We start from the raw sequence: 23,766 nt of genomic DNA on the forward strand, positions 1-23,766 counted from the left end.
TGGCGCTTTAACCTTAAAAAAACATTCGAACAGCTTATTTATTCATGTATCCGGGCAGCACCTATACCTGAGTATTTACTCAAGCTAGCTGAGATTCGATGGTAATCAGGTTATATTTTACCTGCATTAAGTTACAAAAACGCTATCCATTTGTTATACATCGGCAATAAATTAATGTCATTAAAGATTACCAAGCGCTTGACAAGTTGTGGATAATTCCATCACCGGTATAAAAAAATGATTAACAACACTAACCCTATCAACGAGTCATACAAGTGGCATCCTCTTGGTGAGTGATGCGTCCGCGAATGACATCACGATAAAAGGAGAAATAAGAAGTCTCCACCACTTCCAGTTGAGGTTTAATCAGCTCATTCAGCTTTTTTACGTTGCACATCGGTACCCCCTGATGGAAATGATGTGCGGTATGAATATGGTTACCGTTGACGTACCAAGCAACGATTGGATTGGTTCGAATAGTACGGGTGTTGGCCATGACATCCGGCATGGTTTGGGTGTTAAGGCCGTAATGTTCCGGCATTTCGATCATGAAGTGAGCTCCTTCAGCAATGATTAGTGTCGGTAGCCACCATGCCAGCGCAAATAACCAAGTATCGAAATATACAGATGCCGCTATACTTAACAGAAATACCAACGCGTATAACAGATATTCTCGTTTAATCTGACGTTGTGTATGTTCCTTACTAACTCCACTAATTGGTTTACCGTTTAATGCAGAACCCAGAATGGTAAAAACTCGGCGGTAGCGATTGAGATCGAAAAAGGCGATAAAAAAGCCTTTCAATGAATCAAGATTGTTAAAGCGATAATCAAAATGCTCTAAATTACGTTCCGTACCGAGATAAGCATGATGGCGAAGGTGATCATAACGATAATGAGAATGCGAGCTGAACATAAACAAGCCGACCAGCACTCCGAACAGGCGATTTAGTTTTGCTGATTTGAATGCGTGAAAATGTAAACATTCATGCTGCAATTCGATCAGATGAGCGTAAATCAGCCCATTGAGCAGCATGCCCCCAGCTGCCGCCAACTGTCACGGGAGTCAACAGTGCATATCCTACGCTGCACCATCCTAGAGCGATTAACGTCATGGCAAAAACAAACTTGCTGACAAACAGAGCGGGTTTTTTGACGAAATACTTGCGCGGCAGACTGCGACGTAAATCCTTACCTTTGACCGGTGCGAGCTGAACATTAGTACTACCTTCCAGGTCGCCAGCCAATAAGTCGGGAACAATCATCTCATGTAAGCTCATAGTGTTTCCTTAATCCTTAAGGTCTAGTTGATAGTGCAGCTTAGTGCTATAGCGTGTTTGCCGAATATGTACACAATCAGGGTGCTTTCCTAGAAAGGGAAAACACCAAATGAAGGGTACATGAAGCTGCTGCACATTAAGACAGAGAGATAATGTCAAATGCAATCGAAGTTATTTAAGGAGCAAATTGCGCTCGTTTTGTGTGATTTGCTCCAATGTTTGCCTTTCACGAATCAGGCGATAATTATTTTTCGCGATGCGGCATACTTCTGCCGCTTCCGGGTAGGAGTTGAAGTTTTTCACGTTCATGCTGGAAGCATAACCACCTGTACGTTCCACGATCAGATAATCGTTAATTTCAGCACGAGCCAGCAACACCGGAGCAAAATCCTCGGTATTGTCGGCAGTTGGTGTTAGGTTGTCACCAGCAATGCAGCAATGACCACACACCATCTGTTCGCAAATGTCATGAGTTTCCGCTACTCCGCTTTGCTTAATCACCACCAGAGGATGTAACATACCATAGAAGGATGGGCGCATTATCTCGGTTAGGCCGCCGTCAATTTTAATAAAGCGGTAACCATCTGAACCGGTGCTAACAACGTCAATAACGCGTGTAATCAAGGAACCAGCTAGTGCTATCAAAAAAGTGCCAGGTTCGACTTCCAAATGTAGTTCTCGGCCTGTTTTGTCGTAAAATTTTTCTAGTGCAGTGCCAATACGGGCACCAACTGCGTGGTGATCGTAATACGGATCGCTGTTGAGAGCTGTTACCTTATAGCCACCCCCTAGATTCAAGTGAGTGACAGTAGGTACTTTAGTGCACAAATCTAGCGCATAATTAACTGTTTTTTCCAAGACTTCGGAATCGTGTCCAGACCCTATGTGTAAGTGAATACGTTTAATAGTAAGTGAATATCGTTCGGCTAAGGTAACAGCTTCGTCCAATTGTGAGTACCATAAACCAAAACTGGAATGGGCACCACCACTGGTCAGCTTTTTCACCAAGCCGGAGCCAAAACCTGGGTTAATACGTACAGAGACTTCGGTATCCGGAAATTTTTCACCATACATCTTCAATTGCTGGAGTGAACCGGCATCGAATTTCATTCCGGCTTCACACAATGTCTCCCATCCCGCAGAAATTTCTTGCGCGGTAAGCAGAATCTTTTTTGCATCAATGCCAGCATTAATGCAGCGATGGGCTTCCCAGACAGAGCTGACATCAAAGGAAGCACCCAGCTGATTGAAATACGCCAAAATAGCACGTGTTGGGTTGGCCTTGACTGAATATCGAACGGTAAGACCATAAGCATTAGGTATACTGCTAAAGTATTCGTAATTCTTTTTAATAGTGGAAAGGTCGTACACAAACAATGGTGTACCGTATTTTTTAGCCAGTACAGGGATTTCACTATATTCTAAAAATTTTAAATATTCTATTGTTTTCATCTATATTTATCTTTTATTAGTATATTAAATGCATTTTCTACAAAAATTTACACTAGCAATATGTTGTGAGATGGGCAATATAGATATGATAATTATTTAAATTTTTTAATGTATTTCATAAAACAAATTTGAGCCTGTACATAAGTTTGTGTAATTACTTGTTTTTGGTATGTTTGATCTATCAACTAAGATAGATGAAAAATAGTTGCAAATTTTGACTACTGAGTTGACCTCTCATCTGGGCCATGAAAACATCAGCCTAAATCTGGTTCTTAATTCCCTCAATATCATAAAACACTTTCTTAACATCAGCTTATCCCACAGTGATAACGCTTTGGCTTTCATATTTTTGCGCACATTCGAGATCAACTTGATTCCCTCCATAGCCAACTCTTCACATAGTGCCTATGATAGATAGCCTTTATCTCTATACACATGCCCACTCACTCCTTTCATTAACTGTTTGACCGGCTGACGCTCATCTGTATTACCGGATGTCAACTTGACCGTTAAAAGCTCCCCACAATTATTAATAACCAAATGAAGCTTAAAACCATAAAACCACCCTGTACTGGTTTTCCCTCGCTGTGTCATACCTTCAAATACCCGATGCAGGGGAATACCGAAGATTGTGACAAACCACAATTTTGGTTGAGTCAATAAAAGCGATCCCGGGAATTTTAGCCTTACGAGTGGAAAGAAAGGCACACAAAGGAATAAGAGCCCTTCTTTTCAATGTTAATATCCGTGTATAACTGACCAGTCTAGGAAAATCTTGATGGAGATATTTTTTAACCTATTGAAGATAAAACGTGTTGAAATCCCGATAGTGGCTCATATGAAATAAAATCAGGAGAGTCATTACTTCACTGAGTGAAAGGGAGACCTGGCGATGACGTTTAAGTAATCCGTTTTCAATTAACTGTTGATGCCAAAGCAGCATTAATTTTTGGCAAAAATCATCGACGCAACAGTAAAGTTCTTCTAAATTAATCATGCCTGAGACTCTCCACTATCGTGTTTTCTTTGTCAAAAACTTTGATTGTGCCTCAGTCACTTAGTTCCCTTCTTAAGCGAAGCTCTCGTTATTTACTGCCGATAAAGAAACGATTTGCCGATGTTAAGAGCATCGCAGGTACTGCTATGCCCATTTTCGGGGATTTAGTGCAAGTCTGGATGCAATGTCGGTTGGTCACAGCAGCCAAAAACGTGGGGTGGCAAAACATCTAATGTACTATTTAAAGGAATACGAATCTGTTTAATAGCTGAATAACGTATGTTCCACTTACTATACAAAATCGGGTATAAAAACAAATAATTGTGTTTTATGAATGTGTAAATTACTATTTTGATCACACAAATGTGAATTAATTGTTAATAAATCCTAAAGGATTGTATATTTTAACTGTCACTGCTTTTCGCCATTCTTGGTTTCCTTAATATTGGAGGAAACGAACATAAAAAATACAGGTTCAGAGAGCCGTTAATAAAATGGATCAGCTATGGAAAAACAAAAAAGTGGCTTAGTTTATTACATTGTACAAGGAAGCTTAGTTAAACAAATTTTGATAGGCTTCATTGCAGGGATACTGTTAGCGTGGTTGGCACCTTCGGTTGCCAAATCAGTCAGTTTGTTTGGAGCATTGTTTGTTGGTGCCCTGAAAGCAGTGGCTCCGGTATTAGTATGGATTCTGGTCATGTCTTCTATTGCTAACCACAAAGAAGGCCAGAAAACCAATATTCGTCCAATTCTTATACTTTATATTCTGGGTACTTTTTTTGCTGCGCTAGTTGCTGTAGTTGGTAGCTTTATATTTCCATCGCAGCTAGTACTAGTTGTCAATGATGTTCAAATGTCTTCTCATAAAAATATTATGGAGGTGATTAAAGGAGTACTGGTTAATGTTATCGCTAATCCAGTAAACGCGTTACTGAATGGTAACTATATCGGTATTCTTGCCTGGGCTATTGGTTAGGTATCGCACTGCGTTATGCAACGGATTCAACTAAGCTCCTGATTCAGGATATGTCTAAAGCGGTTACTCAGATTGTTCAAGTAGTTATTCGTTTTGCACCGATTGGTATTTTTGGTCTGGTGTCTGCAACAATTGCAGAAACGGGGTTTAATACCTTACTGGGATATGTCCAATTGTTGGTTGTATTACTGGGTTGTATGCTAGTTGTCGCACTTATTGTAAATCCTCTGATTGTTTACTGGAAAATTCGTCGTAATCCTTATCCACTGGTATTTGCCTGCCTGCGTGAAAGTGGCGTAACGGCATTTTTCACCCGCAGTTCAGCTGCAAATATTCCGGTGAATATGGCGATGTGCCGCCGTATGAATCTACATGAAGATACTTATTCAGTTTCTATTCCGTTGGGAGCGACAATCAATACGGGAGGGGCTGCTGTAACTATCACGGTATTGACTCTGGCTGCGGTCAATACACTTGGCATGTCGGTTGATCTACCTATGGCATTGTTACTGAGTGTGGTTTCTGCCATTTGTGCCTGTGGCGCTTCTGGTGTAGCTGGAGGTTCCTTACTGTTGATCCCTCTGGCATGTAGCGTATTTGGGATTTCTAATGAAATTGCTATGCAGGTTGTAGCAGTCGGTTTGATTATTGGTGTATTACAGGATTCTGCGGAAACAAGTCTGAACTCTTCTACCGATGTATTGTTCACTGCCGCTGTTTGTCAGGCTGAGGGTGACCGTCTGGCGTCAAATCAACTAGCTCAACGTAATTGATTAATTGAAGTATTTGGGTTTAAAAAACATAAATAGGTAAGAAAAAGTAAAATGCTCGCGCCAAGAATGGCGCGAGTTGAAGATTTATTAAGTCTTTGCGGGGTTGTTTGTGAACACCATTATCACCATCAAATTTTAAGGCCTAACCGTAAACCTCGATTAGTGGTCGGGCAAGATAATGATTGAAATTTAGATGGAATAAGGTTAATTAGAAAAAATGTCAAACGAATGTGATAAAGGTCATGCAATCAGACTCTGCCATAGCCATAGATTTGGAGTTCAAACGTTGCTGGCGTACTCCTTGTTGATTGATTGGTACTAAACACCTAGTACTACAACCGTACTTCTTTTTTTCAATAGAATTTTCAATAGAAAGAAATGCTCATAGGAAAGCTAAAATCATGCGGTTTCTCTGCATGTAAAAATCAGAAAAAACACGGATTTTGGGTTTCTACGGCTGTAGTACTAGGCTGTGCCCCACAATAGATTGAGATAGGATAATCACCTAGCTCAGACTTTCGGATAAATCATGTTATGGCTCGTTATGATCTGCCTGATGCAACATGGTAATTACTGTACCCTTAATTACCTTCTGAGCATGCTCAACAGGTGGGACATCCTTACGTTAAACACCGTCTGGTTATCAACGACATGTTTTGGGTTTTATGTTCCGGTTCCCCCCCCTTTGCGAAATTTACCCGAACGTTATGATTCCTAGAAAACCATCTACAACCATTTTAATCGGTGGTCAAAATCAGGAATAATTAATCTAATTTTCAATAAATTACTGTCGATTCTGGATGAGCAGGATTGAGTCGACTGATCAGCCATCTAACTGAATGGCAGCAACATTCGTACGGCTGGCGCTCAAAAAAACATCCCGATGTCGCCGGAGATAATGGCTTGGATCGCTCTCAAGGTGGTTACGGCTCCAAAATCCATCTGGCTGTCGGCAGAAAAGGACTCCCACTGAATCTGGAGCTCAGTGCAAATCAGTAGCAAGAGAGCCAATATGCATTACGCTTGCTGGATGGTCTTGGCATTCAGCGTAAACATGGTTTTATGAAACGTCGTTCAAAAGCGATTATTGCGGATAAAGGTTACTCCAGCCAATCATTACGTAACCTGTTAAAAAGCCAAGGAATAAAAGTGATAATTCCGTATAAATCAAACGAAAAAACCCGGTCAGATAATGGGGTCAAATTCGACCTATGAAACTTATCGAAGACAAAATGTTGTGGAAAAATGTTTTGGTCGACTGAAAAAGCATCGCCGCATTGCCACGCGTTATGAAAAAACAGCAAGAAACCTTATAGCGATGGTGAAATTAGGTATATTAGGTTGTATCCGTTTATTTCTTAAAATGATTATTTAATTGAGGAACACAACCTAGTCCCAACCAACAAGGAGTACATCAACAACTTTTGCATTCAGATTCTTTTCACTAACTCGATGAAAGAACCTGATTTCATGACCTTCATCACATTCATTTAACATTTTTTTCCCAATCAACCTTATTCCATCTAAATTTGAACCATCACTCATCCGACCACTTTGAGTTTTGACTGGTGGTTTAGGACACAATAATAATCTGGTTATGATTGACAAACACCCGATGGAGATTGCAATGAGCCATTATCCTCACCTGTTCACCCCTCTAGACTTAGGGTTCACTACATTGAAAAACCGCATTTTGATGGGATCAATGCACACTGGGCTGGAGGAACATCCCGATCGCGCCCAAAGGCTTGCCCGCTTTTACGCTGAACGGGCAGCCGGAGGCGTGGCATTGATTGTCACAGGCGGCATTTCGCCAAATAAACAAGGTGTTATAGGGAAAGGCACTGCATTTCTGGTAGATGAAAAAGATCTTATTCACCATAAAGTTATTACAGACGCAGTTCATCAGGCTGGTGGAAAAATTGCAATGCAAATCTTACATACCGGCCGTTACAGCTATCAACCTCACCTTGTCGCCCCCACAGCCATTCAAGCACCAATTAATCCATTCATGCCTCGTGAAATGACAGAAGAGGACATCCAGCAAACCATTGCTGACTTCGCTCATTGTGCACAACTGGCGCAACAAGCGGGTTATGATGGCGTAGAAATCATGGGTTCTGAAGGTTATCTGATTAACCAGTTCCTGACTACTCGCACCAACCACCGCCAAGATAAATGGGGCGGAAGTTTTGAAAATCGAATGCGCTTTGCCGTGGAGGTTGTTAAAGCTGTCCGTCAAGCAACTGGGCGAGAATTTATTCTAATCTACCGGCTTTCGATGTTGGATTTAGTCGAAGAGGGTTCTAATTGGCTGGAAATCGAGCAACTAGCCGTTGCTATTGAGCAAGCGGGGGCATCTATCATCAATACCGGTATCGGCTGGCATGAAGCTCGAATCCCAACGATTGCCACCATGGTTCCCCGTGCCGGATTCAGTTGGGTAACGCAAAAGCTGATGGGAAAAGTTTCTATCCCATTGATCACAACAAACAGAATTAATGATCCCAACATTGCAGAACAAGTGCTGGCTCAAGGTTGTGCCGATATGGTTTCTATGGCACGACCTTTTCTGGCTGATGCTGAATTCGTTATGAAAGCCCAACAGGGGCAAGCTGATGAGATTAACACTTGTATTGGCTGTAATCAGGCATGTCTGGATCAGATTTTTGTCGGTGAAATAGCCTCTTGTTTAGTTAATCCCCGCGCCTGTCACGAAACAGAAATGACTGCCGAACCAGCCACCACACCGAAAAAACTGGCGGTTGTCGGTGCCGGACCTGCCGGGTTGTCATTTGCAGTGACCGCTGCCCGTCGTGGTCATCATGTCACTCTGTTTGAACGTGACGGACAGATTGGCGGACAATTTAATATTGCCAAACAGATCCCAGGTAAAGAAGAATTCCATGAAACATTACGTTATTTTCAGCGCCAGTTAGCAATCCATCATGTTGATGTACGGTTGAACCAAACCGCAACACCAGAAGCACTTTCTGATTTTGATGAGGTGATTATCGCCAGCGGCATTGTGCCTCGCCAACTCACAATTGATGGTATTCATCATGAAAAGGTACTGAGCTACTTAGATGTATTAAGAGATAAGAAAAATGTCGGTCAACGTGTCGCTATCATTGGCGCAGGTGGTATCGGTTTTGATACCGCAGAATATCTGAGTCAACCAGGAAAAAGTACTAGCCTTGATAGCACCACTTTCAGCGAAAAATGGGGCATTGACCATAATCTGACACATCGTGGTGGTTTATCTCCTGAAGGCCCTAAGCCAAAACCTTCTCCCCGAAAAATTTATCTATTACAACGTAAACCGACAAAAGTTGGTGAAGGATTAGGTAAAACAACAGGTTGGGTACACCGAACCAATCTACACCTGCGTGGTGTGAAAATGCTCAACAATATGCAATATTTGAAAATAGATGATCAGGGATTACATATTAGCAGCAATGGGGAACAACGCTGTCTTGCCGTAGATAATATTGTTATTTGTGCCGGACAAGAGCCACTGAGAGAACTATATCAACCGCTACAGCAAGCGGGAAAAACCGTGCATCTTATTGGTGGAGCAGATGTTGCAACAGAATTGGATGCCCGACGGGCTATCGATCAAGGTACTCGGTTAGGTCTTAAAATTTGATGATAAATAATGACGGTCATAGACAGACCGTAAAACAGGGTAAATCCTCAAACCGCGCCATTGCTGGCGCGGATATTTTACTCTTTCTTACCTAATTTTATTAAACCAGAATACTTCAATTAATTACGTTGAGTTAACTGATCCGATGACAGACGGTCATCCTCAGCCTGACAAACAGCGGCAGTGAACAATACATCGGTAGAAGAGTTCAGACTGGTTTCCGCGGAATCCTGTAATACGCCAATAATCAAACCAACTGCTACAACTTGCATCGCAATCTCATTGGAAATCCCAAACATGCTACACGCTAAAGGGATCAACAATAACGATCCCCCAGCTACACCAGAAGCACCACAGGCACAAATGGCAGAAACCACGCTTAACAACAATGCTGTAGGCACGTCAACAGGTATCCCAAGCGTATTTACCGCAGCCAGAGTCAATACCGGGATAGTCACCGCAGCGCCTTCCATATTGATCGTTGCGCCTAATGGAATAGAAACTGAATAAGTATCTTCATGCAGATTCATACGACGGCACATCGCCATATTCACTGGAATATTTGCAGCCGAACTGCGAGTGAAAAATGCCGTTACGCCACTTTCACGCAGGCAAGCAAATACCAGTGGATAAGGATTACGACGAATTTTCCAGTAAACAATCAACGGATTTACAACAAGTGCCATAACCAACATACAACTCAGTAATACAACCAGTAGTTGGACATATCCCAGTAAGGCATGAAACCCCGTTTCTGCAATTGTTGCAGACACCAAACCGAAAATACCAACCGGTGCAAAACGAATGACCACCCGAACAACCTGAGTAACCGCCTCAGACATGTCATGAATTAGAGACTTAGTTGAATCCGTCGCATGACGCAGGGCGATACCCAAACCAATAGCCCAGGCAAGGATACCGATATAGTTACCGTTCAGTAATGCGTTCACTGGATTAGCAACAACATTAACCAGCACCCCTTTAATCACTGCCATAATGTTTTCAGGCGGAGACATCTGGGCATCATTGACAGCTAGCACCAGTTGTAACGGGAACATAAAGCTACCGACCACGGCAACCAGCGCAGCAAAAAATGTACCCAAGATATAGAGGATAAGGATTGGACGAATATTGGTTTTTTGGCCTTTTTTATGGTTAGCAATAGAAGACATGACCAGAACCCATACCAATATCGGGGCTACTGCTTTCAGGGCACCAACAAACAACGTCCCAAACAAACTGACTGATTTGGCAACCGAAGGCACCCACCACGCTAACAGTATCCCTGCAATTAAACCTACCAAAATTTGTTTAACCAGGCTCCCTTGCACAATGTAATGCACGAAGCCACGTTTTTGTTTTTCCATAGCTGATCCATTTTATTAACAGTTCTGTTAAACCTATATTTTTTGTGTTTGCTTCCTCAGTATAGGGAAACCAAGAGTAGAGAAAAGCAGCGATAGTTAAAATATACAACCTCGCCAGCACTTATTAACAACACATTCACATTTGTGTGATCAAAACGGCAATTTATACATTTACAAAATACAATTATTTGTTTTTATGTTTAACCATTTCGCAGCAATTTAAGACAAGAAGAAACCATATCTCCCCATTCAAAAAAGATATGGTTATCTGTTAAAAAATAGTTACCTAATTACTGGTTCTCTGTCGCTTTGTATTTATTTACCCAAACATTAATAATCATTGTTACTGCCAAAATACTTGCTACAGCGCCCAAAGACCCCCCTATAGGAATATGATAAAAATCCATTATCAGCATTTTAATACCGATAAATGCCAGAATGACTGATAAACCATATTTCAGCATTGTAAATTTCTCTGCTACCCCAGCCAGCAGAAAATACATCGCACGTAATCCTAAGATAGCGAAAAGATTAGAAGTCAAAACAATAAAAGGATCTGTAGTGACTGCAAAAATAGCAGGAATACTGTCTACCGCAAAAATAACGTCACTAATTTCAACCATAATCAGGACCAAGATGAGTGGCGTCGCATATAACAAACCCTTTTCTTTCACAAAGAAACGTTCTCCGTGAAGATTATCAGTGATACGAATATGCGCTCTTAGCCAACGGACAAAAGGTTTATCGCCTATTGGGGAATTATCCTCTTTCACCAACGCCATCTTAACGCCGGTAACCAGCAAAAAGAGGCCAAACAGATAGAGTATCCAACTGAATTGAGAAACCAGCCAGCTCCCTGCAAAGATCATCACGGTACGCAACACAATTGCGCCTAAGACACCGTAAATAAGCACCCGACGTTGTAAATTTGCCGGAATGGCAAAATAGCTAAATAACATCAGCCATACAAACACATTATCAACAGCAAGTGCTTTCTCAAGTAAATACCCGGTAAGAAAAGCCATTACCTGACTATTAGCAACAGCTCCCCCTACAGTTTCCGTACAATACCACCATAATCCTAATGCAAATAAGAGCGACAAACTTACCCAAATTACACTCCAGACAGCAGCTTGACAAAATGACATTGCTTGCTCTTTCTTACGCCCCTGTAAGGATAGATCCAGCAGCAACATAATCGTAATTAAAACAGCGAAACTTCCCCATAAGAGAGGACTACCCACAGAGTTCATTTTCTTTTTCTCATAAACAAAAACGGCTGAAGTCTCAGAAGACGCCAGCCGCTGCTATATTTTTTCCCCATATCGTGGATATGGATGTATTGCAAGCAACCCTCGCCTTCTGGCAAGGTCTCACTTACAACACAGAAAATGTACCATCAGGTATAAGTTCAAGGTTGCCCGGCTACCGGATGCTGTTGCATCGTAATGACGATAAACCGGCTAAGGAAGTTACTCCCCTTTGCTGCGATGAAAAATAAATCAAATTCAGACAAGAATCAATCTACCACTGAAAAAATATTGACTCATAGTCAGCGGTCAGTAAACCATAAGTGAATAAAATGGTAACAAAAACAGATTAAAATAGTAGGACAAATAGCAATTCATTTAAATGCAAGAAACCTAACAAGCCCGCCTCATAGACCCATTTCTTATCCTATTTTAATGAACGTTCAATTGATCACCAAAATTTTCTGTTTAGTCACCCCTGATTTTGTTACAGTGGCACAGGCTGCGTCATTTGCCTTTTTCAACGGTGAAAAGGCATGAAAACCAACCAAATAGCGTAAAATAGGATGTAATTTAATCGGTTTAGCCTCATGCTTTCAGGATGAACGAACAAAGGCATTTTAGGAACACCTGATGGAAATAGTAAAAGAACTTATATATGCACTTTGGTACCAGGATTATGAAACTCTGGCCAACCCATCCCTATTATGGGCCATTTACATCATGCTATTCTTGATTCTCTTCCTTGAAAATGGCCTCCTTCCTGCTGCATTTTTACCAGGAGATAGCCTGCTTATACTAGTTGGCGTATTGATTGCCAAAGGTGCAATGAGTTTCCCACTAACGATTGTAGTATTAACTGCCGGAGCAAGCTTAGGTTGTTGGATTGGTTATCTCCAGGGAAAATGGTTAGGAAATACTAAGACAGTACAAGGATGGCTCTCTCACCTTCCAGCTTATTATCATCAAAGAGCTTACAATCTTTTTCACCGCCACGGCCTATCAGCTTTACTTCTTGGCCGCTTCCTCGCATTTGTCAGAACCCTCTTACCAACACTTGCAGGACTGACAGGTCTACAAAACAGTCGTTTCCAGTTTTTTAACTGGCTCAGTGGCTTCCTGTGGGTCATTATCCTTACCTCTCTGGGTTATGCATTTGGTAAGACCCCCATTTTCCGTCAACATGAAGACTTGGTAATGAATTTCCTGATATTACTACCACTTGCTTTACTCATTATTGGTTTTAGCGGCAGTTTGTTAGTTGTATGGCGTAAAAAAACTTGCCAATCCCCTCAAAAAAAGTAATTAATTCCAATAAAATCTAATATCCCTCCCTGCTGCAGATAAAAGTATCGTTTGCAGCAGAATAGTGAAATAACACTAATGTTTTTTATTCACCTTCCAAAATATAAGCTATATTTAATGATAGTCTTTTCCGGCATCAGGAAAAGCAACTGACTAAGTCAAATACACACACCTTACATTGAGGAAGAATTTACATGTCAAAGATCAAAACTAATGAAGATCTACACGTTGAACTAAAATCACTCGCAGATACACTGGAAGAAGTGATCAAAAGCTCTGGTGATAAATCCAAAGTCGAGCTGGAAGAACTTCGCGGCAAAGTAGAGGAAGTCATCAAAGATACTCGTTCTAAACTCAGTAATGCCAGTGATATGGTTGTTAAGAAAACAAAAGATATGGCAGGCCGTGCTGATGTCTACGTTCACGATAAACCTTGGGTAAGCATCGGTATTGGTGCTGTTGTCGGTGCCGTATTAGGTGTAGTGTTAGCTAAACGCTAATATGATCAACTCATCCAAATCTCAAGGCCCCGGTAAAGGGGTCCTTGACATTCTCCAACGCATTGCCTCTGTTGTTATCGAGATAATAGAAACTCGTTTACAACTCATCGTTGTAGAGTTGGAAAAAGAAAAAGCCACTTTGATACAGCTGGTAGTCATAGCCAGCCTGACATTACTGCTCACCGCTTTCGGCCTCATGTGCTTACTTGTTATGATTTTTTGGGCTATCGATCCCAGTTGGCGTTTTACCGTATTAGCAAGTACCACTGGCACGCTACTCGTTCTGGCGCTTATTGGCCTGATATGGACCATTAGGAAAGCGCGAAATTCAACATTACTTAGTGCAACTCGCGAGCAATTAAAGATAGACAGAGAAATGTTGGAAGATCACAGTAATGAGTAAACAACGTCAGAAAAAAAAGCTGAAAGAACAGCAGTTAATGAGAAATATCCAACTACAACGCCTCGAACTCACCAACAATACACAGCTCTGGAAGAACCTCACTGAACCTTATGACAAAAGCTGGCAAAAGCTTTTGTCATTAAAACCCTATCTGCGGCCTGCAATCCATGCTATCTCTTTATATAGCCTCCATCATCCTGTGAAATTTTATCATCTGTCGCGTCATATCATTCGACTATTGAAATGGAAATAGTAATAATTCTTCATAATATCTCTCATTGATGATCACTCTAGTTGCTTACATTCAAAAACTTTGTATAAAATTGTTAATAATCCTTGCTTACAACTAAGTTCACCAACCTTTAGTATACATTCCATCCGTTAATGATTAGCAAATTGTGCTATTTCGAGTGAGTACAAGTTAATCATCAAACAAACTATTATTATTTTCCCTGTGTCTTAGGAGTTGTTAATGAAAAAATTTGAAGATAGTGCCCTGTTACTGGCTCGCATTTTGATGCCGATTCTATTTATCGTTGCAGGTTATGGAAAATTAGGTGATTCCTACGCGGGTACCCAGCAATATATGAATGCTATGGGCGTCCCTAGTTTTCTATTACCACTGACGATCTTACTTGAATTAGGTGGTGGTCTGGCAGTTCTGTTTGGTTTGTTAACCCGTACCACCGCGTTATTTACCTTTGGCTTCTGTATTTTGACTGCCATCCTCTTCCACAGCAATTTTGCTGAAGGCATGAACCAAACTATGTTTCTCAAGAACCTGACTATCGGTGGCGGTTATCTGTTACTGGCTATCATCGGCCCAGGTAAATTCAGTATCGACCGCCTGATAAAAAGAAACTGGTAATATCTTGCTATGGCTGTTCTGAATCTGAAAAATAACCGCTCACAGGTAAAAGGTGAAACGATCAAAAGCTCAAAGATTTTATCAGCCAACTATCCAATATTGAGTCTAAAGATAAATAGTAATCCGGGGGATCTAGAAGATCTTTCGGCTTACTTTAGCCAATAGATCCAACTTTTATTAAATCATAGTGACTTTGGTAAGATATACCCATTATCTTTCAAATTGCCTCTTTGTTGGCTGCGCTCGTTCACCCCGGTCACATAGTTTACTATTGCTCCCGGGGATTCGTTCCCTTGCCGTCGCGATACATCTTGAAATCTTTAGGGTATATATTGACATCAGGACAACCATTCTGACTTAGGGAAAAACCATTGGTGTTATTGATAAATTCGAAAGTCTCCCTGTTTTCATCACTGTCTGATACCCAAAAAATAGAACCATCAATACTCAGAGAATAGAAATCACAAAATTTAGGTTAAGACAAATTACACCTACCAATGATGTCAGCTCTGCTCAAAAAGATTAACATAGCCAACCAGACAGTCTGCTGTACTGGCTGGCGCCATTTACGAATGTTAGATTCGTTGTGCCATAATTTCATATTTCGCTAAGCAATCATCGAATCATGTTTTTTTACAGCCTGTCTTCTAATTTGATTGCTCACATCGCTTCTACTTACCGACTAACAAACAATTTAGGGATTTCCCGCAAACACCAAGATTTAGCTTCCCCCATACTGTCTCGTCGCCATGCCATAATGACATTTGTCTCATGGCTGTATTCAGAGCTAATCACCCGCAAACGCCCCTCAGTAATATCTTGTTCCACCATAGGATAAGGCATGGTAGCAACGCCCAACCCAGCCAAGAGAGCACGGCGTTTATCTTCCAGAGAACTTACTGTTAAACGCTGTTGCTTATCTAACAACTGAACCGTTAATACCGGGCGCTCCCTCGCTGTATCTGCCACAGCAATACCACGATACTTCACCCTCGTGACATCAGACAAAGGCTCCGGTTCTTGGTGTATAGGATGATCAGGGCTAGCGACATAGACATTGGTAATGCTGTAAAGCTGACGTGAATTAATTTCTGCCGATGCGCGAAAATGCATATCTGGTGCAATAACAATATCCGCCCGACCAGTTTCCAGCCTCTCCCATGCACCCGCCAAAACTTCTGTCAATAAAGAGAGCTGAGTGTTCGATTTTTGAGCAAGCTTTCCCACTAATGGGAATAATGAAGAAGCTGGAACCAACGCTTCACAAACAATCGTCAGGTGAGTTTCCCAACCTCTCGCCAATGCTTCTGCATCAGCCGTTAATTTATCAGCAGCTTCAAGCAATTGACGTCCACGCTCAAGCAACATACGACCAACATTGGTGAATTTAGTTCTGTGACCCGAACGGTCAAACAGCACTACATCCAGCTCCTCTTCTAATTTTTGCATCGTATAGCTAAGTGCAGAAGGAACACGACCAAGCTCATCAGCGGCCGCAGCAAAACTTCCCCGCCGGTCAATCGCATCCATGACCCGGAGAGATTCCAGTGTAAGCGCTCGTTCTTTGCTCATATTTTTCTCAATCAGGAAATTTGAATATGCTGACCAGATTAACTGGCTAACATTTCGCCGTCCAGATAATTACTATTGTTTGTGTGTGTTTTTGTAAGGTAACCGCCATTATGATTATAAATAGAACAGCAAAACAATGTGGGAAAGCTGACTATGGTTGGCTACAAGCTCGTTATACATTTTCATTTGGTCACTATTTTGACCCCAAGTTTTTAGGTTATGGCGCGCTACGTGTACTCAATCAGGAAGTCATCGCCCCCAAAGCCGCTTTCCAACCTAAATCCTATCCACATGTGGATATATTAAATATTATTCTACAAGGTGAAGCAGAATACCGTGACAGCGAAGGCAACTATATCAGAGCCCGTAAAGGAGAATGTTTACTATTTTCTACCCGTCAAGGTATCAGCTACAGTGAACATAATGCCAGTATTAATAAGCCACTGACGCGCTTGCAGCTTTGGCTGAATGCCTTTCCTCAGCAGGAAAGCTTACCATTGCAACGAATGGAGCTACCAGAACAACCATTGGCTATGCTAGCTTCTCCAACCGCAGAAGATGGCAGTATGCAATTACGTCAGCAAGTGTGGGTAAATCATATTTTCCTTAATAAAAATCAATCTCATCATCTGCAATTGAAAGGAAAAAATGCCTATCTGCAATCCCTAAACGGAAATATAAAAATAAGAGGCAATTCTAAAGATAACAATTTGATTAAATGCGGAGATGGCGCTTTTATTCATGAAGAAAGTCGTCTGGTTTTAAAAGCAGATACGGAATTCCAGGGGCTGTTAATTGATCTGGCTGCTTAAAAAAGTGAAAGCCCCGTCAGATTCCAATCTAACGGGGCTAAATTTGCGGAGTTGACCGATAAGCCGGGTTCTGTCGTGGACAATCATTCATCTAGGCCAGCACTTACGCACTGGCTCAAGCAGCCTACCCGGGTTCGATACGGGCCGTACCTAATGAACCCCTATTTGGCCTTGCTCCGGGTGGAGTTTACCGTGCCACGGACCGTTACCAGCCGTGCGGTGCGCTCTTACCGCACCCTTTCACCCTTACCTGATCCTACATTAAGTAAGCCATCGGCGGTTTGCTCTCTGTTGCACTGGTCGTGGGCTTTCACCCCCCAGACGTTATCTGGCACCCTGCCCTGTGGAGCCCGGACTTTCCTCTCCTCCATCTATCATCCAAAGGATTAATGATAAAGCAGCGACTGTCTAGTCAACTCCGCGGCGGATTATAAGAGGTTTACCCAATAATGTATAGGCATTTACCGATTATCTGCCCTAATTTAGCAATTGCTATTATTCTTCATTCTGTCCCAATCCATGACGATAAAGTGCATTTTTCTTCACACCATGAATCTCTGCTGCCAATGCAGCGGCTTTTTTCAAGGGCAGTTCTTGTTGAAGAAGCGCCAGCGTTCTTAATGCCTCTGGAGGTAAAACATCGTCATCCAGTTTTTTATAGCCTTCAACGATCAATACCATTTCACCACGGCGACGGGTTTCCTCTTCCTTCACCCACGCCAAAAGTTCACCTACTGGCATCCCTTGAATGGATTCCCAAGTCTTTGTCAATTCCCGCGCCAGAACGACGTAACGTTCAGTTCCCCACACCTCAACCATATTTTCTAAACTTTCGATCAGACGATGAGTGGATTCATAAAAAATTAATGTGCGTGGCTCCTGTTGCAAAGCCCGTAAAGTATCTGTCCGACTTTTACGCTTTGCGGGCAGAAATCCTTCATAACAGAAACGATCTGATGGCAGACCAGCAGCAGACAAGGCGGTTATCGCCGCACAAGGCCCTGGAAGTGGGACAACATGAATACCGGCTTCACGACAACGGCGAACCACATGATAACCAGGATCATTAATCAGCGGCGTTCCTGCATCAGAGACTAATGCAATACTTTGCCCTTGTTGGAGTTTTGTAATTAATTGATCTGCTTTCTGCTGTTCATTATGATCATGAAGTGCGAACATGCGTGCATTAATGGCAAAATGTTGAAGCAACAAGCCAGTATGTCGCGTATCTTCGGCTGCAATCAGATCGACATGCTCAAGAACTTCAAGCGCACGCTGAGTGATATCACCCAAGTTTCCAATGGGGGTTGGCACAACATATAGCGTGGATGTCGTAACCACTGCTCGATTAGGTTGATTCATTGTTTCATCCGAATGGCCGATTTAAAATTGAGCATCTTTGAAAAAAACATCGCTGGATACAGTATGCTTTCCTCAATTTTTGTGCGTATCAAAACTGGTTTAGTCTGTTCAGCTATGCTGGCAGTCATGATCATCGCAGGATGTACCGTACCTGACCAACAGGGACAACAACCTTCGCAAACTCAGGACAAAATCAGTACAGAAATCGCCCGTTATCAATCTATCATTGATGCCGCTCATGGCGAACCTTCTCTTGATGTCATCCGTGCTTATATCGCTCAGGAACCCCTTGTGAAAGAGAGTGCGGCTCATCAAAAAAATATTGATGATACTTGGCAAATACTGACCCGTCTTTCACCACAAGAGCGCCGTGGATTGGTCATCAACGCTGATGAAAATGTTCTGCAAGGCTGGCTGGACTTACTCAGTGCCTATCAGGATAACAAACAGGACTCCGACAAACTACAAGCAGCTATCCGTGACTGGAAAATTCGTTATCCACAAAACCCTGCCGCACAGTCACTCCCAACTCAGTTACAACAGGCGGCCATCCAACAGCAAGATACGAATATCCGTATTGCTCTGTTCCTGCCATTAAGTGGTCAAGCAAAAGTATTCGGTGAAGCCATTCGCCAAGGTTTTCTTGATGCTCAGGCCGGTTTACCAAGTCCATCATTGCCAACAGAAAACCCGGAAAATTTATCTATAGCAGACAGCGATAGTGCGTCAGATAGCGTGGTTTCTACCGATATGTCCCCTAATGAAGTGGCGATCATAGACTCAACAATACCAACCACTCAAACAACACCTGTCATAGCCAATACACCGATTAACACCCAACAGGTCAAAATCTATGACACAGCAAGTCAGCCATTGGAAAACCTATTCATTCAGGCTAAGCAGGATGGGGTAAATTTAGTTGTCGGGCCGTTACTTAAGCCAGATGTGGTTAAACTCGTTCAGATAAACACTGCATTAAACATGCTAGTACTAAACGAGTTGGACAATGCTCAACCACACTCTAACATCTGCTATTTTTCTTTGTCACCAGAAGATGAAGCGAAAAATGCTGCGGAACATATTTGGCAGCAACAGAAACAGAATCCTCTGATTTTGGTCCCCAGAGGAACTTTTGGTGATCGCATTGCCAAAGCCTTTGCACAGGAATGGCAAAAACAAGGGGGACATACTGTTCTGCAACAAACTTTTGGCTCTTCCGCCGAACTGAAACAATTAATTAATAGAGGTACCGGTATTCGCTTGACCGGAACAGCCATCAATGTCACAAACAATCAACCTACATCAATCGCTATTGGTGATCTGGAAATCCCCCAGATAAACACCGATGTCGTTCCTATTTCTACTGGCGGCTCAGTGGATGCGGTTTATATTGTTTCTACCCTGGATGAATTGACGCTAATTAAGACAATGATTGATATGGCAATCAGTTCCCGCGATAAGCCCGCCCTTTACGCAAGTTCCCGCAGTAATCAGGCTGGCGTCGGTCCCGATTTCCGCCTAGAGATGGAAGGAATGCAATTCAGTGACATTCCCTTAATCGCTGGTGCTAACTTGCCACTGATGCAGCAAGCAGCCAGTAAATTTACAAATGATTACTCTCTGATGCGCCTTTACGCTATGGGTATTGATGCCTGGTCATTAGCAAATCAATTCAGTCAAGTTCAGCTTCAAAGTGATTTCCATCTCAATGGTGCTTCCGGGATGCTGTCTGTTCAAGAAAACTGCACCATTTTCCGACAGCTCTCATGGATGCAATATCATCAAGGCCAAATCACTGCGATTTAATTAACTTGCCGCTTGTCACCAAGCGGCCTTTCAATTCAAATGACTCATTTCAGAATGAGAATAAAAAGTAGGATGAAAATAAAAAAGCTGACAAGTCATTTGCTGGGGCGCAACTATGAAGCGCAGGCAAAGTTGTTTTTACAAAAACAAGGATTATCTTTTATCGCCGCAAATGTGAAAGTTCACGGTGGTGAAATTGACCTGATTATGAAAGACAAGCAAACTTGGGTCTTTATTGAAGTCCGTTTTCGCAAATCAGGACAATATGGAGATGCATTGGCGACAATCACTCGTAGCAAGCGTAAAAAATTATTACACGCTGCCGCAGTTTGGCTGTTTCAACGAGGTGAATGTTTTGAAACCTCTTCTTGTCGCTTTGATATTTGTGCTATTACTGGTCAACAATTTGAATGGTTGCAAAATGCCTTCAATCAAAATGAGTTCACTCGTTAAAATGATACTGAGTAGGTTATAAACGTGCTGGATAGAATTAAAGTCTGTTTTACAGAAAGTATTCAAACTCAGATTGCAGCCGCAGAAGCATTACCTGATGCTATCTCGCGAGCGGCAATAATGATGGTTCAGTCATTACTGAATGGTAACAAAATCCTTTGCTGTGGTAATGGAGGCTCAGCAGCGACTGCCCAACGGTTTGCTGCCAATATGATTAACCGGTTTGAAACTGAGCGCCCAAGCCTGCCCGCATTGTCACTTAACGCAGACAATGTGGTCATCACTGCGATTTCAAGCAATAAACAGCATGATGAAATTTATGCTAAACAGGTACGGGCATTAGGTCAGCCAGGCGATGTGTTATTAGCGATTTCCACACATGGTAATAGCCGTGACATTGTCAAAGCCGTTGAAGCCGCCGTAACCCGCGATATGACAATTGTCGCCCTTACTGGCTATGACGGTGGTGAGCTTGCCGGCTTACTCGGGCCACAAGACGTAGAGATTCGTATTCCATCTCATCGCAGTACCAGAATTCAAGAAGTTCATATGCTAACAGTTAACTGCTTATGTGACTTAATCGATAATACACTCTTTCCCCATCAGGATGACTAAGGAGCCAATAATGCGATTTTTCTCCCTATTAGCTACGATTTGTACTGCTGTAATGTTACAAGGATGTATTGGTGCGGTCGTGGTCAGTTCTGCTGCCGTAGCGACTAAAACCGCAACCGATCCCCGCACTATTGGTCAACAGGTTGACGATGGTACTCTCGAAGCCCGTGTCAGTAATGCGCTTAACAAAGATAAGCAGCTCAAAGAGCAAACCCGTATTATTACCACTGCCTATCAAGGAAAAGTTTTACTGACAGGTCAGAGCCCAGACTCAAGCCTTTCAGACCGTGCTAAACAGATAGCATCACGTGTTGATGGAGCACACACCGTTTACAATGAAATTCGTCAGGGGAAACCTGTTGAATTAGGTACTGCTTCTAAAGATACCTGGGTTACAACTAAAGTACGCTCAAAAATCCTAGCTAGTGACTCGGTTAAGTCTTCTAACATAAAAGTCGTTACGGAAAACGGTGAAGTCTTTCTACTAGGCATTCTGACCAAACAAGAGGGTAACGCCGCAGCGAAAATTGCCAGCGAAACTAACGGTGTTAAGCGGGTAACAACCGCATTTACTTATTTAAATTAAATATATTGATTGAAAGTGATGACACGATAAATCTGTCAAACATTCAGGTATTAGGCCGCGTCATTTTTTGGCGCTGGCGTTTTACCCTTTTCATCATCCCTCGTCAAACTGAATACCCTCTCATTCTTCCTTCAATCATTTTTCATTAACCCATTTTTCTCAAGATAACTCACCCCGCCCAGCAAGCGCATTTGCCGCAAAATCCATTGCTGACGCTGTAAGACATAAGCCGAAGGTGAGTTAACTTTATAGCGGTGTGGATTAGGCAATACAGCTGCAAGTAAAGCCGCTTCTGATGCCGTCAATTTACTGGCTGATTTATGAAAATAGCGTTTAGCTGCCTCTTCAACACCAAAAATGCCATCACCAAATTCTGCTATGTTCAGGTAAACAGTCAGAATTCTACTTTTTGACCATCCCAGTTCAATAGCAAAGGTCATCCCGGCTTCCAACCCTTTTCTTAACCAGCTACGCCCGTCCCACAAAAATAAATTTTTGGCCGTTTGCTGAGAAATCGTTGAAGCCCCTCTAAGTCTTCCTGAGTTATTTTGATTACGCTCAAGTACATTTCCGATAGCATCAAAGTCAAATCCCCAATGCTGCGGGAATTTCTGATCTTCCGCCGCAATAACAGCCAATGCGATATTTGGCGATATTTGTCCTTGCCCTACCCAGTCAGAATGAGATACATAAGAAAAGTTAACTGATAACCAAGCGCTAATCTGGCGCTCAACCATAACCATGGAAAACGGCACTGGCAAAAATGAAAATGCAACAACAGAAACTATCCATAAGATAATAACTGAGATTACGATTTTTTTAAGCCAGTACCATAAAAATTGAAAAGGGTTTCGCATCCAGTTACTCAGTCATTTCCAATACTTTTCTGACAAGTTTATCAATTCCCTCTTCCGCCTGATAAATAGATTCAGCAAGCATGTAGGCTGGTGTCGTCACAATTTTGTTTTCTAAATCAACAACAACATCATTTACCCCACAAACGATATGAACTCCTCCCATTGCCTCTACTTGAGCAACCGTTTCAGGATCATTGCCGACTGTTAGTTTCACCGGTTTATTAAGTAATTTTGGCAACATAACAGGTGCAATGCACATAAATCCCATTGGTTTATGTTGCTTATGCATAGCCCTTACCAAACTTAATAAATCCTTATTTATTTCGCAATCAACTGTCTTAACAGCAAAGTCACATAAATTCTTCGCAACACCAAATCCCCCAGGAATTATCAGGGCATCAAATTCATCGGCATTTGCTTGTGATAAAGGCTTAATTTTTCCCCTTGAAATACGGGCAGATTCCTGTAGGACGTTACGTTCTTCGCCAGTTTCTTCACCGTTAATATGATTAATAACATGAAGTTGTGGTTCGTCAGGCGCAAGAAAGCTCGTTTTAACACCTAAACGGTCTAAAGAAAGCAGAGTTAATACTGACTCATGAATTTCGCTACCATCGAATACACCACATCCACTTAAGACAACCGCAACTGATTTCATACCTCACTCCATTTGTAGTAGATTATTGCTTAACCCTTTAGGGGGTTAAACACCAATCTTCATCACAGATTTTAATGAATCTTGTAACAAAAAATCTTATCTTTGCTATGTTGGTACTTGTATGATGTACGGAGAATTCCTCATTTACTCGCCGCAACCCAAGATATATTAGATAGGCGTGTAAAAAGTTTTCCCTGGTGTTGGCGCAGTATTCGCGCACCC

Annotated in this window: 21 protein-coding genes, 1 other RNA gene and 4 pseudogenes; 14 read left to right on the top strand and 12 right to left on the bottom strand. The window is 42.1% G+C overall.

Annotated elements, in window-relative coordinates:
- A pseudogene (locus SLS51_RS18250) lies at positions 1-105 on the top strand (IS1595 family transposase); the annotation flags it as partial.
- Positions 106-259: 154 nt separating this feature from the next.
- Here SLS51_RS18250 and SLS51_RS18255 read toward each other — a convergent pair.
- The 4 genes and pseudogenes from SLS51_RS18255 to SLS51_RS24720 all read right to left on the bottom strand — a co-directional run.
- Positions 260-1,036, bottom strand: coding sequence for a fatty acid desaturase (locus SLS51_RS18255; RefSeq protein WP_323840056.1), 777 nt, complete (start codon positions 1,034-1,036; stop codon positions 260-262).
- Positions 987-1,280 (bottom strand): hypothetical protein, encoded by a 294-nt coding sequence (locus SLS51_RS18260; protein ID WP_323840057.1) that lies wholly within the window; start codon positions 1,278-1,280, stop codon positions 987-989. The genes SLS51_RS18255 and SLS51_RS18260 overlap by 50 nt, the downstream gene beginning before the upstream one ends.
- A 171-nt stretch (positions 1,281-1,451) precedes the next feature.
- Positions 1,452-2,732: a type III PLP-dependent enzyme domain-containing protein gene (locus tag SLS51_RS18265; RefSeq protein WP_323840058.1), complete on the bottom strand. Its 1,281-nt coding sequence runs from the start codon at positions 2,730-2,732 to the stop codon at positions 1,452-1,454.
- 285 nt (positions 2,733-3,017) lie between these two features.
- A pseudogene (locus SLS51_RS24720) lies at positions 3,018-3,729 on the bottom strand (IS982 family transposase); the annotation flags it as partial.
- A gap of 505 nt (positions 3,730-4,234) precedes the next feature.
- On the opposite strand from SLS51_RS24720, the pseudogene sstT (SLS51_RS18275) reads away from it, so the two are divergent.
- Together sstT (SLS51_RS18275) and SLS51_RS18280 are read left to right on the top strand one after the other, a co-directional pair.
- A pseudogene (sstT, locus tag SLS51_RS18275) lies at positions 4,235-5,481 on the top strand (serine/threonine transporter SstT).
- A gap of 534 nt (positions 5,482-6,015) precedes the next feature.
- A pseudogene (locus SLS51_RS18280) lies at positions 6,016-6,856 on the top strand (IS5 family transposase).
- Positions 6,857-6,870: 14 nt separating this feature from the next.
- Here the strand turns inward: SLS51_RS18280 and SLS51_RS18285 are convergent.
- Entirely contained in the window at positions 6,871-7,026 is a 156-nt protein-coding gene (locus SLS51_RS18285; RefSeq protein WP_323840059.1) for a hypothetical protein, read from the bottom strand.
- An 82-nt stretch (positions 7,027-7,108) separates the two neighbouring features.
- On the opposite strand from SLS51_RS18285, the gene SLS51_RS18290 reads away from it, so the two are divergent.
- Complete coding sequence (locus tag SLS51_RS18290; RefSeq protein WP_323840060.1) at positions 7,109-9,130, top strand: oxidoreductase; 2,022 nt, start codon at positions 7,109-7,111, stop codon at positions 9,128-9,130.
- 119 nt (positions 9,131-9,249) lie between these two features.
- Here SLS51_RS18290 and sstT (SLS51_RS18295) read toward each other — a convergent pair whose 3' ends face one another.
- Together sstT (SLS51_RS18295) and SLS51_RS18300 are read right to left on the bottom strand one after the other, a co-directional pair.
- Positions 9,250-10,497, bottom strand: a complete 1,248-nt coding sequence (gene sstT, locus SLS51_RS18295; RefSeq protein ID WP_323840061.1) for a serine/threonine transporter SstT — start codon at positions 10,495-10,497, stop codon at positions 9,250-9,252.
- A 290-nt stretch (positions 10,498-10,787) separates the two neighbouring features.
- Complete coding sequence (locus SLS51_RS18300) at positions 10,788-11,750, bottom strand: TerC family protein (RefSeq protein ID WP_323840062.1); 963 nt, start codon at positions 11,748-11,750, stop codon at positions 10,788-10,790.
- A gap of 630 nt (positions 11,751-12,380) precedes the next feature.
- Between SLS51_RS18300 and SLS51_RS18305 the strand changes: the two genes are divergently transcribed.
- The 5 genes from SLS51_RS18305 to SLS51_RS18325 all read left to right on the top strand — a co-directional run bounded on the left by SLS51_RS18305 (position 12,381) and on the right by SLS51_RS18325 (position 14,823).
- Positions 12,381-13,052 carry a DedA family protein gene (locus SLS51_RS18305; protein ID WP_323840063.1) on the top strand — a complete coding sequence of 224 codons (672 nt, stop codon included), beginning with the start codon at positions 12,381-12,383 and terminating at the stop codon, positions 13,050-13,052.
- 194 nt (positions 13,053-13,246) lie between these two features.
- Positions 13,247-13,552: an ElaB/YgaM/YqjD family protein gene (locus SLS51_RS18310; protein ID WP_323840064.1), complete on the top strand. Its 306-nt coding sequence runs from the start codon at positions 13,247-13,249 to the stop codon at positions 13,550-13,552.
- A gap of 1 nt (position 13,553) precedes the next feature.
- Positions 13,554-13,955 (top strand): phage holin family protein, encoded by a 402-nt coding sequence (locus tag SLS51_RS18315; RefSeq protein ID WP_011148127.1) that lies wholly within the window; start codon positions 13,554-13,556, stop codon positions 13,953-13,955.
- Positions 13,948-14,208 carry a YqjK-like family protein gene (locus SLS51_RS18320; protein WP_323840065.1) on the top strand — a complete coding sequence of 87 codons (261 nt, stop codon included), beginning with the start codon at positions 13,948-13,950 and terminating at the stop codon, positions 14,206-14,208. Before SLS51_RS18315 ends, SLS51_RS18320 begins: the two co-directional genes overlap by 8 nt.
- A gap of 219 nt (positions 14,209-14,427) precedes the next feature.
- On the top strand, positions 14,428-14,823 hold the full coding sequence (locus tag SLS51_RS18325; RefSeq protein ID WP_323840066.1) for a DoxX family protein: 396 nt from the start codon (positions 14,428-14,430) through the stop codon (positions 14,821-14,823).
- 675 nt (positions 14,824-15,498) lie between these two features.
- Here SLS51_RS18325 and SLS51_RS18330 read toward each other — a convergent pair.
- Entirely contained in the window at positions 15,499-16,395 is an 897-nt protein-coding gene (locus SLS51_RS18330; RefSeq protein WP_011148130.1) for a LysR family transcriptional regulator, read from the bottom strand.
- Between the two features lie 110 nt (positions 16,396-16,505).
- Between SLS51_RS18330 and SLS51_RS18335 the strand changes: the two genes are divergently transcribed.
- A complete protein-coding gene (locus SLS51_RS18335) occupies positions 16,506-17,207 on the top strand; it encodes a pirin family protein (protein ID WP_323840067.1) in 702 nt (233 codons plus the stop codon).
- A 43-nt stretch (positions 17,208-17,250) separates the two neighbouring features.
- Here SLS51_RS18335 and rnpB read toward each other — a convergent pair.
- Together rnpB and rsmI are read right to left on the bottom strand one after the other, a co-directional pair.
- An RNA gene (gene rnpB / locus SLS51_RS18340) (RNase P RNA component class A) lies at positions 17,251-17,627 on the bottom strand.
- A 75-nt stretch (positions 17,628-17,702) separates the two neighbouring features.
- Positions 17,703-18,569 (bottom strand): 16S rRNA (cytidine(1402)-2'-O)-methyltransferase, encoded by an 867-nt coding sequence (gene rsmI, locus SLS51_RS18345; protein ID WP_323840068.1) that lies wholly within the window; start codon positions 18,567-18,569, stop codon positions 17,703-17,705.
- Between the two features lie 63 nt (positions 18,570-18,632).
- Between rsmI and SLS51_RS18350 the strand changes: the two genes are divergently transcribed.
- The 4 genes from SLS51_RS18350 to dolP all read left to right on the top strand — a co-directional run bounded on the left by SLS51_RS18350 (position 18,633) and on the right by dolP (position 22,029).
- Positions 18,633-20,375, top strand: coding sequence for a penicillin-binding protein activator (locus SLS51_RS18350; protein ID WP_323840069.1), 1,743 nt, complete (start codon positions 18,633-18,635; stop codon positions 20,373-20,375).
- A gap of 72 nt (positions 20,376-20,447) precedes the next feature.
- Positions 20,448-20,828 carry a YraN family protein gene (locus SLS51_RS18355; RefSeq protein ID WP_323840070.1) on the top strand — a complete coding sequence of 127 codons (381 nt, stop codon included), beginning with the start codon at positions 20,448-20,450 and terminating at the stop codon, positions 20,826-20,828.
- Between the two features lie 24 nt (positions 20,829-20,852).
- Complete coding sequence (gene diaA, locus SLS51_RS18360) at positions 20,853-21,443, top strand: DnaA initiator-associating protein DiaA (RefSeq protein ID WP_011148136.1); 591 nt, start codon at positions 20,853-20,855, stop codon at positions 21,441-21,443.
- Between the two features lie 10 nt (positions 21,444-21,453).
- Complete coding sequence (gene dolP, locus SLS51_RS18365; RefSeq protein WP_323840071.1) at positions 21,454-22,029, top strand: division/outer membrane stress-associated lipid-binding lipoprotein; 576 nt, start codon at positions 21,454-21,456, stop codon at positions 22,027-22,029.
- A gap of 131 nt (positions 22,030-22,160) precedes the next feature.
- Here dolP and mtgA read toward each other — a convergent pair whose 3' ends face one another.
- Positions 22,161-22,886: a monofunctional biosynthetic peptidoglycan transglycosylase gene (gene mtgA / locus SLS51_RS18370; protein WP_323840072.1), complete on the bottom strand. Its 726-nt coding sequence runs from the start codon at positions 22,884-22,886 to the stop codon at positions 22,161-22,163.
- Between the two features lie 4 nt (positions 22,887-22,890).
- Positions 22,891-23,544, bottom strand: a complete 654-nt coding sequence (gene elbB, locus SLS51_RS18375; protein ID WP_323840073.1) for an isoprenoid biosynthesis glyoxalase ElbB — start codon at positions 23,542-23,544, stop codon at positions 22,891-22,893.
- Positions 23,545-23,766: the final 222 nt, after the last annotated feature.

It is taken from the genome of Photorhabdus africana (assembly GCF_035181445.1).
Classification (GTDB): Bacteria; Pseudomonadota; Gammaproteobacteria; order Enterobacterales; family Enterobacteriaceae; genus Photorhabdus; species Photorhabdus laumondii.